At 43.4% G+C, this 14,975-nt stretch carries 11 protein-coding genes; 5 read left to right on the top strand and 6 right to left on the bottom strand.

Annotated elements, in window-relative coordinates; genetic code table 11:
- Nucleotides 1–11 precede the first annotated feature (11 nt).
- Nucleotides 12–8,732, top strand: coding sequence for a tape measure protein (locus tag HWQ42_RS01880; RefSeq protein ID WP_292808820.1), 8,721 nt, complete (start codon nt 12–14; stop codon nt 8,730–8,732).
- A 149-nt stretch (nt 8,733–8,881) separates the two neighbouring features.
- On the opposite strand, the gene HWQ42_RS01885 is transcribed toward HWQ42_RS01880, so the two are convergent.
- From HWQ42_RS01885 to HWQ42_RS01895, 3 genes are read right to left on the bottom strand one after another with little or no spacing between them, the layout of a single operon-like run.
- On the bottom strand, nt 8,882–9,580 hold the full coding sequence (locus HWQ42_RS01885) for a hypothetical protein (RefSeq protein ID WP_292808822.1): 699 nt from the start codon (nt 9,578–9,580) through the stop codon (nt 8,882–8,884).
- A 14-nt stretch (nt 9,581–9,594) separates the two neighbouring features.
- Nucleotides 9,595–10,266: a hypothetical protein gene (locus HWQ42_RS01890; protein WP_292808824.1), complete on the bottom strand. Its 672-nt coding sequence runs from the start codon at nt 10,264–10,266 to the stop codon at nt 9,595–9,597.
- Nucleotides 10,256–11,050, bottom strand: a complete 795-nt coding sequence (locus HWQ42_RS01895) for a TIGR04255 family protein (RefSeq protein ID WP_292808826.1) — start codon at nt 11,048–11,050, stop codon at nt 10,256–10,258. The genes HWQ42_RS01890 and HWQ42_RS01895 overlap by 11 nt, the downstream gene beginning before the upstream one ends.
- 468 nt (nt 11,051–11,518) lie before the next feature.
- Between HWQ42_RS01895 and HWQ42_RS01900 the strand changes: the two genes are divergently transcribed.
- Nucleotides 11,519–11,782 carry a hypothetical protein gene (locus tag HWQ42_RS01900; RefSeq protein ID WP_292808828.1) on the top strand — a complete coding sequence of 88 codons (264 nt, stop codon included), beginning with the start codon at nt 11,519–11,521 and terminating at the stop codon, nt 11,780–11,782.
- Here HWQ42_RS01900 and HWQ42_RS01905 read toward each other — a convergent pair.
- Both HWQ42_RS01905 and HWQ42_RS01910 read right to left on the bottom strand, forming a co-directional pair.
- The gene (locus HWQ42_RS01905; protein ID WP_292808829.1) at nt 11,758–12,030 is read right to left on the bottom strand and encodes a hypothetical protein; all 273 of its coding nucleotides are present in this window, start codon (nt 12,028–12,030) and stop codon (nt 11,758–11,760) included. The two genes, HWQ42_RS01900 and HWQ42_RS01905, sit on opposite strands and share 25 nt — an antisense overlap.
- Nucleotides 12,031–12,057: 27 nt before the next feature.
- Nucleotides 12,058–12,351: a hypothetical protein gene (locus HWQ42_RS01910; protein WP_292808831.1), complete on the bottom strand. Its 294-nt coding sequence runs from the start codon at nt 12,349–12,351 to the stop codon at nt 12,058–12,060.
- Between HWQ42_RS01910 and HWQ42_RS01915 the strand changes: the two genes are divergently transcribed.
- The 3 genes from HWQ42_RS01915 to HWQ42_RS01925 all read left to right on the top strand — a co-directional run bounded on the left by HWQ42_RS01915 (nt 12,350) and on the right by HWQ42_RS01925 (nt 13,956).
- The gene (locus HWQ42_RS01915) at nt 12,350–12,817 is read left to right on the top strand and encodes a hypothetical protein (protein WP_292808833.1); all 468 of its coding nucleotides are present in this window, start codon (nt 12,350–12,352) and stop codon (nt 12,815–12,817) included. The two genes, HWQ42_RS01910 and HWQ42_RS01915, sit on opposite strands and share 2 nt — an antisense overlap.
- Nucleotides 12,818–13,142: 325 nt before the next feature.
- Nucleotides 13,143–13,406 (top strand): hypothetical protein, encoded by a 264-nt coding sequence (locus tag HWQ42_RS01920; protein WP_292808835.1) that lies wholly within the window; start codon nt 13,143–13,145, stop codon nt 13,404–13,406.
- 52 nt (nt 13,407–13,458) lie between these two features.
- Nucleotides 13,459–13,956, top strand: a complete 498-nt coding sequence (locus tag HWQ42_RS01925; protein ID WP_367119031.1) for a lysozyme — start codon at nt 13,459–13,461, stop codon at nt 13,954–13,956.
- Nucleotides 13,957–14,349: 393 nt separating this feature from the next.
- Here HWQ42_RS01925 and HWQ42_RS01930 read toward each other — a convergent pair whose 3' ends face one another.
- Nucleotides 14,350–14,904: a hypothetical protein gene (locus HWQ42_RS01930; RefSeq protein WP_292808837.1), complete on the bottom strand. Its 555-nt coding sequence runs from the start codon at nt 14,902–14,904 to the stop codon at nt 14,350–14,352.
- Nucleotides 14,905–14,975: the final 71 nt, after the last annotated feature.

Here is a 14,975-nt window from a genome sequence, read left to right on the forward strand (position 1 = left end):
CGATCGCAATCATGGGAAGTTTAGGCTCCGCTTCAATTAAATTAAACCTTGACCGTTCCCAATTCGACAGCGACTTGAAGAAGTTGCAAGCGACTGATGCAGGTCAAATTGCATATCGCATCAAATTAGATACCAAAGATTTTGAACGACAAATCAAGGGGTTATCCAAGCTAGTTTCACCCGTTTTTATCCCCCTTGAAATAGATACCAAGACTTTTGACCAACAAATCAAAAAGCTCAATAGCAGTATCGACCCTATCAAAGTTGACCTAGCGCCCAACGTCAAAGACTTCCAAGAAAAGCTGCGACGGTTGTCAAAGATAACGCCTGTCACCGTTGATATTAAAGTTGATGAATCTAAGGTAAGACAACAGTTTGAGACGATTGGTAAATATGCGGCTGACGGTTTTACTCAGGGGTTTTCTGGGGTTGAGGGTGCGGGAAAATCGGCAATTGACTCGATGGTTAAGTCGGTCAATAAGCAATTGGGGATTCAGTCGCCGTCTAAAGTTTTTAGGGAGATTGGTAAATATGCGATCGCCGGATTGATGCAGGGTTTAGATTCAGTTGATGAGTCTAAGCTCAAGGGCGTTGTTAATAAGATTGAGGGCTATTTTAAAAAGTCCAAAATCAGGGTTGATGTAGATGTTAATTCCGGCGACTTCAATCCTTTAAAAAATATTACGTCGGCGGGAATTGGAGAGAAAATCACAAGTGCAATTGAAGAAGGCTTTAAAAAGTCTCGCCCTAAACCTCCTAGCACTTTTTCTAAGATATTCAGTGGCATTGGTGACACACTGCTTGCCCCTCTTAAAGGAATTGCCACAGGTGTTTTTGAAGGCGTGGGCTTGCAGCTTTCTAAGCAACTTGGGGCAGGATTGGGTAGAGGGATCGAGTCTCAGCTTGGCCCAATCATCGGCAGTTTTGATTTGTTGGGCGAGAAGCTAATCACCTCAGCCATCCCCAAATTAGGAAATACAGTTGGCGGAAAAATTGCAGGAGCCATCCTTAATAGCGCACCACTGCAAAAATTAAAGCAGGATTTAGCCGGACAAATTACCAGCATTGTAGGTGAATCCGAGCAATTGATTGCATCTCAGGCAGGGGTGCAAAAAAATAAACAGAGGCAGCAACAGCAGCAAAAATTATCTCAGCGAGAACTTGGGCTTCAATTACAAACAGCGATCGCCAACGCGCCCCAAAGACAGCAGCAAGCCCAGAAAATTAAGCAAGAAATCCTGCCCCAATATCAACAGGAAGTCAAGTCAAAATCATCACAGTTAAGCACTCTGCAAGCGGATAGAGAACTACTTGTGGCGACGGGGACAGAAACAGAGGAAATAAAGCTTGCTGTTGACAAAATTGATTTGCAAATCGCTCAGGCATCTAGCGCACTTGGTGAGGCTAAAAAAGCAGAGCAATTTTTACAGCAGCAGATAGCTGGATTATTGGGCGAGACGAATGGCGCTGTTGGCAAGCTCAAGATGGCAGGAGCCAATACTAGTGGCGTTGATAACGTCGAATTTGCACTCATTGAATCCGCTGTGAAGGCAAATGGCATTGTTGCTAGGTTAGATGGCAATATAAAAATCCAGCAAGAAAATATCAAGGAAGCGCGAGTCAGGCTTAAAGCCTATAAACAGGAGGAAGCAAGGTTAAAAGCGGAAGCGATCGCAGCACTACAGACAGGAGATAATGCTGGTGCAAAAAACTCACTATTAGAGAGTAAAAAGTCTGGATTAAGAGTAAATGCAGTACAGCAAGAAATATCAGCCTATAAAAGCAATATTTCTGAGAACCTAAAAATTAAACAGGAATCATCTGGTGAATTTGTTCAGGAGCGCAAACGACTAAAAGACTCGCTAGAGCAGGAGCGTGCAGCTTTAGCTCAAAGGCTTTTAGACGCACCCCAAGAAGTACAAGCACGGACGACTAGGGTGAGGGCAAAACCCAGAAATGTCAACTCTTGGCAAACGAATCAAGTTGAGGACTTGGTTAAACAGACTCCTGCTGTGGTCGCTACTCCTGCACCAAAAATTTTTCAAGATGTACTTGCTCAATTTCAGCAGTTAGCTGGGATCAACATCCCTGCCAATAAAATCCCTCAACTTATCAGGGGGCCCGCCGACGCAAAATTTTCTGGCAAATATACTAGTTTCAATAACGCAGTTACTCTCCCCGCTTCAACCCACGATGCTTTAACCAAAGGGATTATAGCGCCAGATACCATAAAAACCCTAGTCCATGAGTTGCGCCATGCAATGCAGGGAGGATTCGGTGAAAGACAGCTTGCACAATCCGCCAATCCAGGGTTTGAATTAGCCAAGGCCAATCAAACAGAGAAGCAAAAATTAGGTAGTAAAATTGCCGCTTCAGCAGAATTTTTCAAAAAAGGAGCATTGGGCGCAACAAGCAGCGATGTCGAAGTAGTGCGATCGCTTGAGGAGGATGCTTATGTGTTTGCCGAACGCTACTTCGAGCAGGTATTCAAAAGTATTCAGCAGGGATTGAAATCTGGCATTAAATCAGGCGGCGTGCCAACCGAGACTGAATTACTCAAGCAAGTACAAGCCACTCAAGCCACGATTACCGCAAACCTCAAACAATCTTTTAAAGGCCCAGCAGCAAAGCGCAAAGTCACCAATTCAGAATTAGCTGGAAGTACGTTGACGAACATTGATGAGCAAATTGCTCTTGTTGGCGAACAACTCAAGCGCACAGATTTATCAGGTGAGGCGCGGCAGAAGCTTGGGCAATTCAAAGGTACAATCGAGCGCCAATACAGAACATACTCACCAGCGCTCAGAGCAAAACAGACTGGATCAAGTTCTCTGGGTCTACCACAAGCTCAAGGTGTTGGACAATCTCAAGGGGTGGAGCTATTTGAGGTTTCTGATGAGGCATTGCGGGATTTTGAGCGGCAAACCCGCGCTGCTGAACGTCGTGCCAAGAACGTACTCAAAGGTATATTCAAAAACTCAAATCGGGCGGCTAAACGCGCAAATAAGGCGCTTGAACAACTAGAGCAGGAAACCAATCAGCAAGTTGCAGGTATTGAAACAGGCGTGGCTTACGATGAGGCATATTCTTCTCGCCGCACTCGCCGCACGATTAAAAAAATTCAGCGCGGTTATGGGGGCAATATCGATGCACCCACCATTGAGACTGAAGCCCCAAGAGTTGAGAGCGATTTGCCCAAGCTTCCAGAGCGATCGTTCTTTAAGGGTCTTGGTAAAGAATTTAGGCTTGCTAGGGTTAGCGCACTTACTAAGCAGGCTGAATATTTGGGGCAACAAGCGCAAGTTCTATTGACTGATATTGATGCTCAAATTGCACTTGGTAAAGCTCAGGAGAAAGAAGCGCAACTCATTCAAAAGCAAATTCAGCAGAACGAACGCCGATTGAACGCAGTACTTAACCAAATTAAACGCGCTCAATCAGGAAAAGATCCAAAGCTGACATCTGGAGATTTACAGCGATTAAGTGGGAAAGCAGAAGACTTGACAGGTAGGATTGATGCTGACAAACAACGCCTTGCAGATATCCAACCCAATATCAAAAATGGTAGAGAACTTGAACCAGTCGCCAAAAATTTGCGTGGTGCGATCGCTGGGGCGTCAGACGCATCCAAACAGCAAAATATTAAGGAACTGGAAAAGCAGAATGCTCTAATCAGGGAGAATTTAAAGCTTCTGGGTGAGCCACCTCCGCCAAGAAATCCTTTTGATGTGATTTTGGGAGGCGCTGATAAGTTTAGGCAGATGTTGCCAAATATTTTCACTCTTCTTAAGGGAGTACTTGCATTTCAAGTTTCCAGTTTTCTGCAAGGATTTTTTACCAATCTTGCGACAGATGCCTTTAAAGCATTCGTGGAACTCGATCGCCTCAAAACCGCACTCAATTTCGCATCAGGGGGTAGTGCGGGGGGCGCTCAGAATCTGGCGTTTGTCAGGAAAACGGTTGAAGATTTGAGGGTTCCACTGAAGGCTTCAGCAGAGGGGTTTGTACAACTAGCATCGGCGGCCCGGGGTTCGGCAATGGAAGGTAAAGGCACTCGTGAGTTATTCACGGGGATTTCCCAAGCCAGTACTGTGCTTGGTTTGAGTGCTGACAATACCCAAGGCTCGATTCTGGCGTTGAGCCAGATGATCTCGAAGGGGAAGGTGTCGTCCGAAGAATTACGGTGTTACGATTCTAATACTGAAGTACTGACATCTAGAGGATGGGTTCGTTGGGATGAGGTAAGCGATCGCGATTTGTTTGCTTCTCAAAATTTAGAAACTGGAGAAATTGAATTTCAATCACCTACTCGGACAATCAGGTATCGCTACATTGGCTTGATGCTTCGCGTGAATTCAGAAGAAATAGATTTACTCATAACTCCCGATCACCGAATGGTTGTAAGAGCAGCCAATGAGTCTAAGTTCAAAATAGTCAAAGCTAAAGACTTAGGAAATCAACCATATTTCTATTTGACTGACTTTGATAGTGGTGCAGAAGTACTGGTAGATCCATCAAGTCTAGAATGGGTTGAATTTGACGATGAGGTATTTTGCGTAGAGGTTCCGCTTACTACGCTTTACGTCCGCAGATCGGGCAAAACCTGTTGGAGTGGTAACAGCCAACTAGGCGAACGATTGCCGGGTGCGATGGGAATTGCTGCTAGGGCGATGGGTGTAACTGAGGCAGAATTTACTAAGTTACTCGACACAGGATCTGTGTTGTCTCAGGATTTTTTACCGCGTTTTGCAAAACAGTTGCAGAGTGAGTTTGGGGATGCAGCCAAAGATGCTGCGGGTAATGCTCAGAGTGCAATATTTGGGGTAGAGAATGCGTTCTTGAGTTTACAGCAAGGAGTTGGTGAAGGTATTGCACCAGCTGCTACGGCGGGGTTAAATGTTTTTGCCGTCGTACTCAAAGGAATCGCATCTGTCGCTAAAGAACTCGGCTTTATTCTTTTATCGGTATCTCTGGTTTTGTCAGGCAAGATGTTGTCTGCCCTTGGCGCTGTTTTATCTGAGATGATTAAAGTCAATTTTGCACAAGTCGGATTGACTGGTGGAATGAAAGCCTTCGGACAGACTCTCAATAATTCAGCTTCAGTTAAATGGGCTGCTGGCATCTTTGCAGTCTTGGAAGTTGTTAATCTTTTAAATCAGGCAATTAATACCGAGTTGGTGCAATCGTTTCAAAAAGCGGCTGATGCGGCTAAAAGATCCGCCGAAGAAACCAAGAAGTTTTTCCAAAAGCCTAAGCCTGAAGCATCTGGTGGTGTAGAAAGATTCCTTGATAAATATGCGATCGCGCCAATCAATTCTGCCACAGGTTCAAAAATTCGCACTTTTGCTGAAAAAGAAAATGCCGAGCTTGAACGCGGGAAAACCCAAGGACTCGACCCTGTAGCAACTAACGGCGTAGGTCAGTTCGTAGATAAGTATTTGATTGGAGCCTTGAATGCTGGCAACAATAATTTCAGATTGGGCAATTTACTCGTACCTGGAAGTATGGGGGGTTTTGGCAAAAAAATTAAAACTTGGGGAGAATACGAAAGAGACAGCGCCGTTAATAATATTCAAGAGCAAGGTCTATCATATGCAGAGAACTTAGGTGATGCACGATTACTACTTGCTCAATTCAAAACAGGTACGGGAGAGGCTGGAAAGTTACGCCCTATTGATGCCCAGCTAAAAGTAGCAGAGGAAGAAAGGGCTATACTGCAAGCCAAAATAAAAAGGGATTTTGTAGACAAAGGTCAAGCTGTTCCGGCTCAATTTAAACAGCAGCTTGGAGCAAGTAATTTAAAAATTAACGGACTCAACGACCAACGCGCCGAAGCAGGCAAACCTTTAACTTTTCTGCTCAACGACACAACACAGAAAATCAATTCAATTAAAACGCAGATAGAGCAACTTAATAATCCTGACAAGATTGCTAACATGGGTGGTCAAGCAGCAGCAGACAAGCAGCGTGTTGAACTGCAAAGACAACTTAAACCACAAGAGCAACTTAAAGCCAACTTAGAGGAAGCACTAGGCTCATTACGGATTGACCCAATCAGGGCATTCACTCAATCGCTACGTGAGTTAAACTTAGCTCTGGCTGAGGGGCAGGAGAAAAACAAAGAAAACCTTTCAAAGCGCAAACTAACCAATTCACGAGAAGCGATCGCTGGCTTCTCCAGCAACAAACTAGCTACAAGAGCGCTTGCCTTTAAGAATGCCGATGACGAATATAAATCGGCTCAAGTTGACGAAGCCAAGTCTCTTGAGTTTGTCAAAGGTTATGAAGCAGAAACCTCGAAACCGGATTTTCAAACCACGCTAAAACGGCTAGGAGTATCCCCAGATGCCAACGTCGCCAAAATTGACGATGTATTAAAGAACACTACAGATGAAAGTGACAAGGGGATATTAGAAAAACTAAAAGCCGGTCGTGAGGCGAAGACTAAGTTAACTGAAGCCCAACAGACTACTGTTGACACAAAAACAAGGCGTAGCCAAGTTGTTCAAGATAATTCGTTGTTCAGCATTGATGAGTCAGCAGCTAATTCGCGTGCAGCTACCCAAAAGGCAGAAAACCAGAAGATTACAGCCGTTAAAAATGCTCAAACTGCTAGGACAATAACTGAAGAAGTCGCTAATGAAAAAATTTCCCGGATTCAATTAGCTAGCACTAAATCGCAAGAAAAAAACCTTTCTCTTCAATTGCGATCGCTTTATACCTATCACGATCAAGGCGCAATATCTGCTGAAAGATTCGCTGAAAAACAGCGTGAACTCACGACCCAACAAACCGAACTAGAGAAGCAAGAAGCCGAGAACAGACTTGCTGTACAGCAAGCAGTCATAGCACGTCGTCTCAAAGATATTGAGTTTATTAACAAAAAAGCCGAGTCGGCGATCGCTCTTTCTCAAACTGCTAGCAGTACTGGGATTAAAACTAGGCTGCTGACTTCAGGAATAACTGCGAGTACCAAAGACAGCGCTGACTTAGACCAAAACTCCATTGACCAAAAAGCGGCTGTTGATAACACCGCCCTTGTCAAAACCAAGATTGCTCAAAATCAACAAGAATACAAAGAAGGACGCCGGGGTGCTAGGGAGTTTGCCGAGCAGCAGATGGCTCTCAATCTTGAATTAGCCCGAAGCCACCAGCAACTAATTGATCTAAAAATTGCGGCTGAGGAGAAATATCGTGCCATTGTTGAGCGCAATATTTCTACTAATAAAACCATTGCTAGCACTGCAATTGACAAAAAGCTCCTGAAGGCAGGATTGACCCCACAAGCCCAAGACCAAGCGGCAATTGATAAAAATAAAGTTGACCAACAGGAGGTGGTTGATAAGATTAAATTTATCAAGTCTCGCGTCAAAAATGAGAAGGATGCGAAAGACGAAATAGCTGCTTTAGATTCACAACTTACCAAGCTCAAAATTGAGGGTGAGGAGAAGTACAGGGAGAGCGTAGAGCACAATATTCAGCGCATTCTCCAAACTGAAGAGAATCGCTTTAAAAAGCAGCAGAGTCAACTTGATGAATCTAAGGCGAAACTCGAACTTTATAACCAAAGCCTAGAACGCACTAACAAGCTACTTCAGTCACGCAACAGTCTATCTAAGGCTTTGTCGGATGCTACAACTAGTTCTGCTGAAAATCAAAACGCCGATACTAACGATGCTTCGAGATTGGTTGAAAAACTCAAAGACCCAAAAACTAAGGGGCGAACCAAAAGAGCCATCAAAGAGCAACTTGATAAGATGGGATACGAAAGAGGTACTCCCGAAAATTACGAGCTGCAAATTGAAGAAAGGAAAGCGGCTGCTGAGGCAGCGAACGCTCTTGAAAAACAAGCAAGTATGGCTCGTGAGCAAGAGTTTCAGCGCAAGACCTTAGAAAATGACCTTAGACGCCAGAAAATTGCTGCCCAAATTGCTTTGTATGAAGCCCAAGGGTATCAGCTTGCAGCCCAAAAATCTAAATTAGAAGCTGATGCGGCGTTGAAGATTGCGATCGCTAAAAAAGACCCTCTGGCAATTGAAACCGCCAAAATTGGGGTCGAGCTTGCTAATAAAGAGGTTGTTTTGGGCGATCGGCGTGTCGAGAGTGCCCAAGCCAACCTTAATGATCAAGGGGAAATTGCCGCAAATTCGACTCAAGAGCAGAAAGTCACTCAAAGTACGGAAAATCAAAACTTTCAAGCTGGGGAAAAAAGACGCGAACGCAGTACTGCACTGGATTTGGTAGAAGCCGGAGAAAAAGCACGTAGACCGATGAGCCTATCAACGGCTGAAGATAAGGCAGGAAGGGTTAATCCCACGTTGGCGCTTCCTAAAAGTTTTGAGTCCAATCCGATACCCAGCCTTAACCTCAAGCCGGGAGAAAACTTATTTGAGGGCTACCAGCGCCAGCGTGAGGGAATGAAACTGCCGAGTCAATCGGCGAAATTCCCCACATCTACCATTGCTGATATGCCCCCAATGGACAAAACAACTGCCTCTGTATCTTCAGCCAGCATTCAACCGCGTGAGTCTAGTAGTGGCAATCAATTCGTGGAGGCGCTGAAGATGGCGAATCAGGGGATTGAGCAAAGGCTAGACAAGCTGATTGATTCTATGGCTCTTGTCGCCAGCACACCGCGAAGTCTTACTGTACAAACTCCCAACCCTGTAGATGATGCAGCAGACTTGATGAATAGGATGTCACGCGGTCAAGTTTTGGCGGGGGGAATGTGAAAAATTTTTTAGGACTGAAGATATAGTTGTTCTTGGTCTGTCTGTTGTTGAATACAAGCCTTCACTACTGCTACTGTAATCCCGTTATTTAAAGCTTAACGATATCTTCTATAGATATCTGAGTGACAAAATTTTATACAACTGTCGATTTATCCTACTTGTGCCACGTATTGAAGAGTTTCAATTTGCTCAGATGCTGTCAGGTCTTGACCATCTGCCCAATTAGTAGGCGGTTTAGAGTGATTCAATGTTCCAAAAACTTTAAGGCAGTGCGAGTAAGCGATGGCCCACATAAGCCGATAATTTACATTGTATTTTTTATCATTTGCAATAAAAGTAGGTTTGATACTTAGATCGCGAATACCATTTAGGATTGTAATTGCCAGTTCTTCCGAATCCTTGATATCTAGATCGAAATGCCGATGGTTGGCTGGGTAAAAATTTAAATTATTTTCAGGAGTAAATTCATAGTGGGTTGTTTTTGGGAGAGAGCTTACTGGAATGATTAAAGAGCCTCTAGTAGTCTTTGAGTCTCGTTTGCTACCTTTGCTAACACGAAGCTTGCCTTGATTTATACCTTCTGCTACTACTGCAAGAGCATGTCCGCTATCAAAAGCATCGATTGTATCGGCTTCATAAGTAGAGATACCTGAAGCTTCACCTCCTAGTGCTTGCTCGATAACTTGTTGGATTAAATCCTGACTCCAGTTACTATCGGCAGAGTTTTTTGCCTCACTTACAATCGGTTCAAAATCTCCTAAGCTCCTACAAAGGCGTACTAGGTATTTAGGTCGCTTATATCCTTGGTACAACTTTCTGAAGCACCAAGGGATGGCGTTCAATTTCATGAAATGAGGGGATATTAACTTAATAGTCCCATTATGCCTTGAATCAACCGAGAGTGTGGTAAATCTTGAGATGAGAGTGCCGTTTGCACTATGTTCTCACCTAAAGAACCACCACAAGCTAAAAGGCAGGCCGCAGAGGACTGGGCTAAAAGTTTATCTTCTGATTTCAAAAAACGACTAATGGCATCAAGTAAATTTTTATTATTGATTTGGAATTCTGCATTCCGTAACGACACTATGAGAATGCGGCTAGCGGTTGAAGGCATTTTATCAAGTTCTATAGCTAGTTTGGCTTGATATTCTTCTGAGCTATCACTCAGCCACTCAACTATTTTTTCTGCAATTTCATATAGGGTATCTTTGTCTTTTTTATTTGCAAGCAACTCGTCAAGATAGCCTTTGATTTCGTCGGGAAAATCATTTAGTTCTATCACCCTCATTGGAGGAACGGCTGATGTAGGAGATAATAATGTTTTATCCCAGTTTTGAACTGATATAGCTTTTTGCTCAAATAAATTCAAAAGAGTATAGTAGTCAATTAAAAATTTATCTTTAGCGTATTGAAAATAGTATTTTTTTAATGCGTTCAGCAACACGCGTGATGGCAAAATACTTGTTGGTTCGCCACTCTCATAAGCTAAAGGTATTGATATCTTCGCCGAGGTTTGACCATATCTATCTTTCAATGGATTTTGGTTGTAAAGACTGATGTAAGGTGGGAGTGATGCACCATTGGAAGAGGTTTCCAGCTTCTCGGTTGAATCGATCAAGGTAGGTTGTGGCATCTTTTATCTCCGTTGTCTTCTCAGCATTAAAATCAGCATCTATGAAATAACCGGGTTCATTAGTTGCATTAGGTGTATTTTTTATTCCAAGTCCGCACCGAACATTCACCATTGCATCTGCATAATCCAGACGACACTTAAAATACAAAAATGTTTCGGTAAAGTCTTTCTCTGACAAATTCTCAGTTACAAATACTCCTAAAACTGGGGGGTTGAACAACTCCCGCCACGGGCGATTTTCCAAGCCAAGCTCAGAGCGTATAATAAGGTTTTCGTATCTCAAGCCAATCCTCGTAAAGTGTGAAGGATTGTAGCATTTAGTCAGTACCTCAACAGCGCTCAATAATCGTTTTCTGAAATCCTCCCAGCTTTCATATTTCGGCGTAGAAAGAGCTATAAAATCACTTCCTAGAGTAAGTTTCCATTCTCCTGTTTTATCAGCGAACTCATACGCAAAACTTTGCCCTAATACAACTGATGGTGAGTTAGGCTGTGGACTTGACAAAAGCGACAAATCGATTGATTGAGAAGTATTGAAAACTGGATATTCTAATCTCACCGCTTCCTGAAAATCTACAGGAGCTTCTTTTTCGATTTTTAATATCTTGGGAAATCGAAGCTGGCAGATTACTTCCACAAGAGGGTTGCAGGTATATCTGACACGGGGTGATTCAGGAAACTTCATGCAGTTGTTGAACTTGGCTAGCTGGCAAGAGGACGCAAAGAACTGCTTAGGCAGTTATAAAAATATGCTAAAAAGTACTTTTTAGAGTAAATGACAAGACTCAGTAAAGAATTTTCTTTACCTTGACAAACTAAATCGATTGTCTTATCGTGTCTCTCTTATTGTAAGACAGCAATGGTCTGCTGTCTTCCGCACTTGAAGTGAGTATTTTATATTTTTTTTATAAAATTATCAGTAGATTATCTAAGGCGCAAGCCAGTCTGGCAAAAGCTTTTAAGCGTTTAAGCCTTAAGAGCATTTTTTAAAGAATTTTATAAACTTCAAGTATCACGACTTGTCTTGCGCTTGTCTGCTATCTGTCTTACCAGCAGATGTCTTCTTTTGTGTTACTGCTTACCATCCTATCGCCTCTACCCCTCTATATCGATTTGTTCCGTAAGTTCAGTTGCACTAAAAACAAGTGATCGCTTGTTTTACAATTGGATAACTAGTTATCCAATCAAGTCGAGTATTCCAAACAAAGCGATCGCGGCACTTGAGGAAAGAATTTTTCAACCACTGCGCCTTGTTACAGCTCATCCAAAACAAGGATATTGCGACGGCGGCGATCGCATCTTACAACTTGCCAATACACCGCGATCGCTCACTGTGCAAACTCCAAATCCTGTTGATGATGCGGCGAAATTAATGAGCGATATGTCACGAGGTCAGCTTGTCTCTTCAGGGTTGTAAACTGGTGGAAGCTGCACTTCTTGGGATTCATGAAGACTTCCGTGCCCCAGTAGAATGCCTACGCAGTTTTCAGCAATTCGGTTATCCCCACCTGTACTTTTGAGCCAATCAAGCAAGGAAGCTTTTTCAAGGTGGGATATTTCGACGACTCCGCAACTGCCGTCAGCAAACGTAGCTCTGACATATACCCCTGTCCCCTCCCATTCTTCTTTGTTTGCCCAGCGCGTTGGATCAATTTTTAAATTCATAGCTCCTAACTCCTGAATTTAGCACTGTTAAAAATTTCTCAGAATCTTATCAAGATAAAAAATCGCTTCATCTTTCTCGCCTAGCCAAATCACTGCTAGCAACACGCCATCAATTGTCCCTGTAGCCTTATATGCTTCAAAAAGTGCTATCAGCGCTGCTTTCTCTTCACCGTTAAAACTATCCTTAATATCTGCTTTTTCATACTGCACAGTATGGTGGTGCGTGAAGTTATCCTCAAGCCATTGAAAAAGTTCAGTTCCAGTCATAACCCAGAAAGATAGGAAATCTGATTTTAACTCCATCCCTGAAAAATTTTTCATGCGGCAACTAACCCTCTCTATCAGCAGCATCTCTGTCATCCTGAAGCGATTTGTGTCATATGATCGCATCCCAGCCACCACTGGAGAAACCGACTACAGCATCGTCGGCGCATCCTTAGACTCTGGCCCGGTGTATGAACCAAAGCATATTTGGACAATCTCGGCAATGGTGACAACTCAGCAGTGGTATGCGATTGGGGCGATATTTGGGGAATGCGATCGCCTAAGACGTACTCAAGGCAACTACCGCATCACAGTTGATGACAGCATTCAGGACTTTGTTGAGCAGGGAGCGAGGACGAGGGCGATCGCATCTGGGGGAGCACAAACGAACTTCACAGGTGGCGTGGCGTATCCAGCGCGGTTTTACGCTCGAATATTTGAGCCGAAATCACAGTGGCAGAAGAATCAGTTATATCCTTATGTGGCAAGTTTTGTACTGAGGGAGTTGGACAAGGCGACTTGACAACTGATTCGTAGTCACTGACGAATAATGTCAAGCTAGCAACCTCTCCATGCTCTATTTTCGAGGAGCCTGGTATATCTCCAAACACTGCATAGTGCTTTTTTGGGTCGTCTAGCAATATTTCTATGATTTGAGTCAGCGTAAGCCGCTCAGACTTAGGGCTGTTGCACTGATAATTCTTAGTAATCACGCCCAAGTGGTCAAATGGGGCGCAATCGCCAATTTTTGTATCAGTATAGTGAACGACAATGAGGGTTCGCTCACATTGTTTAGGAGATACCATAATCATCAAAGGAACTGGGAGTTAGATAAAGCTTAAATTATTATGTTTTACCGATGGGTATTTGCCAGAAGTTGGGCTGGACTTAATGGAGGATACATTATTTACCATCGTCAATACTGGCTACCATTTTTCAAGTCTGACGAGATTGCAGCCCAAGTTATGGTTTCGGTTCAGTGGACGGTAGAGGATGGGGAGGCTTATGGCAATTGGAGCAAGCCGCTTGATAAGTACGCTCGTAAACATTTGCTACCAACTATTAACTCTAGCTGTTCTATGGTCTTGCCTTACAGCAGAATCATCAAGTAATTACCTGCGGTGACGGGAGGAATTATGAGCGTGATGTATGCGATCGCCTTCCATGACAAACCTACCAACACCTGGCGTAAATCTAATCAAAGAATTCGAGGGCTGTTTCCTCAAAGCCTACCCCGATCCGCTGACAGGGGACAAACCCATCACAATCGGCTGGGGAGCCACCAAAAAGCTATCAGGGAGCAACTGGAAATTAGGGGAAACCATCACCCAAGCTCAAGCTGATGAAATGCTCATCACCCAGCTAGAGAAAAATTATCTCCCTCCCCTGCAAAAAATCCCTTCCTGGGATGACCTGACGATAAACCAGAAAGGGGCAATCTTAAGCTTCGGTTACAATTTAGGTAGCAATTTTTACAATACTTCTGGCTTTAGTAGCATCAGTAGACTGCTGAAAAATTCTGATCTTTGGGGCGATGTCAAAGAAGTAACACGAGTTTTTAGCTTGTACTGCAATCCTGGTAGCAACGTGGAAGCGGGTTTACGTCGTCGGCGGATTGCAGAGGCAAAATTATGGCTTACGCCTATTGCTCAACGTACATAAGCCTTGATGCCTAGTTTACCAAGCGCTTGTAATTTGGTTGAATCTGGTACCATACCTAGCGTTGCAACATTTATAGGATTGGGAAAGCTCCAATGCTTCGCAAAGGTTTCAATTGTAGGAGAAGCCACCTCTCTAGATCGGGCGCATTCATAGAAAGTTAGAGTAACTCCAGATGCTTTCATTCCTAGAAAATTGAATCTTACGTCAGTTAGCTCGCACACCTTTCCATCCACTAGATAAAGCCCTGCCATATTCAGCCTCATTGGAATCATAAACACTATTATGTCTTGCGTAGTTTCTCGCCGTAGCGATCGCCCAGTCAGTTAATCAGTCAGCTAGAAATGTCAAATTAATAGATGAAGGGATCTGACAAGGACTAACCCAAGAAAGACTTTAGGGCAAAGTTGAACGCCCACCTTTGAGTCTGGCTATCAAAAGTTCTGCTACTTCATCAGATCCAAGAAGTTCACGCACTTCTTGTTCTAAGTTTTCGAGTCTTTCTAGTAAGACAACAAACTCTTTCAGTTTACTTGCAAGCAAACCCAGCGATTGATACTGTCCCTTAAACTGAGGTGAAATCCGGTTTTGCCCTTTAATTATTTTTGATGAGATTTCAGTAACCTCATAATCAATGAAGTAGAAAAATTCTCTCCTCCCTGTGCGTTTTGTATTTGCAGCAGAAGCTGGCGCTGCTGAACGCCCGACTATCTGTAATTCATAAAACTTCTTGAGATATTTACTGGTGGTTGTATATTCACATTCAGCTTTTTCTGATAAACATCTAACTGATTGCCCTGTATTGTCAAGTAAGTGAAAAATTTTTCGGGCGAGTGGCGACATATACTTGTAAGATTTGTAGATTCTTTGCTCTAGGGTTTCAACCTGATTTGAATCTAGGTCAATATTAACGACATCCGATTCAGAGATTGAAATTTGTATCTCATCCATTTTGCTGATGTAGGAATCATAAGGCGATCATAACTGAGTGCGTAAGCGCAGTTCGCCGGAGGCATCGCCCT

It is taken from the genome of Nostoc sp. JL23, from assembly GCF_017115065.1.
GTDB lineage: Bacteria > Cyanobacteriota > Cyanobacteriia > Cyanobacteriales > Nostocaceae > Nostoc > Nostoc punctiforme_A.

Excerpts from the sequence above, each read along its gene's own strand:
- HWQ42_RS01880 (WP_292808820.1), top strand. The coding sequence starts at position 12 with ATGGGAAGTTTAGGCTCCGCTTCAATTAAATTAAACCTTGACCGTTCC.
- HWQ42_RS01930 (WP_292808837.1), bottom strand. The coding sequence starts at position 14,904 with ATGGATGAGATACAAATTTCAATCTCTGAATCGGATGTCGTTAATATT.
- HWQ42_RS01885 (WP_292808822.1), bottom strand. The coding sequence starts at position 9,580 with ATGAAATTGAACGCCATCCCTTGGTGCTTCAGAAAGTTGTACCAAGGA.
- HWQ42_RS01925 (WP_367119031.1), top strand. The coding sequence starts at position 13,459 with ATGACAAACCTACCAACACCTGGCGTAAATCTAATCAAAGAATTCGAG.
- HWQ42_RS01915 (WP_292808833.1), top strand. The coding sequence starts at position 12,350 with ATGCGGCAACTAACCCTCTCTATCAGCAGCATCTCTGTCATCCTGAAG.
- HWQ42_RS01895 (WP_292808826.1), bottom strand. The coding sequence starts at position 11,050 with ATGAAGTTTCCTGAATCACCCCGTGTCAGATATACCTGCAACCCTCTT.
- HWQ42_RS01905 (WP_292808829.1), bottom strand. The coding sequence starts at position 12,030 with ATGAATTTAAAAATTGATCCAACGCGCTGGGCAAACAAAGAAGAATGG.
- HWQ42_RS01920 (WP_292808835.1), top strand. The coding sequence starts at position 13,143 with ATGTTTTACCGATGGGTATTTGCCAGAAGTTGGGCTGGACTTAATGGA.
- HWQ42_RS01910 (WP_292808831.1), bottom strand. The coding sequence starts at position 12,351 with ATGAAAAATTTTTCAGGGATGGAGTTAAAATCAGATTTCCTATCTTTC.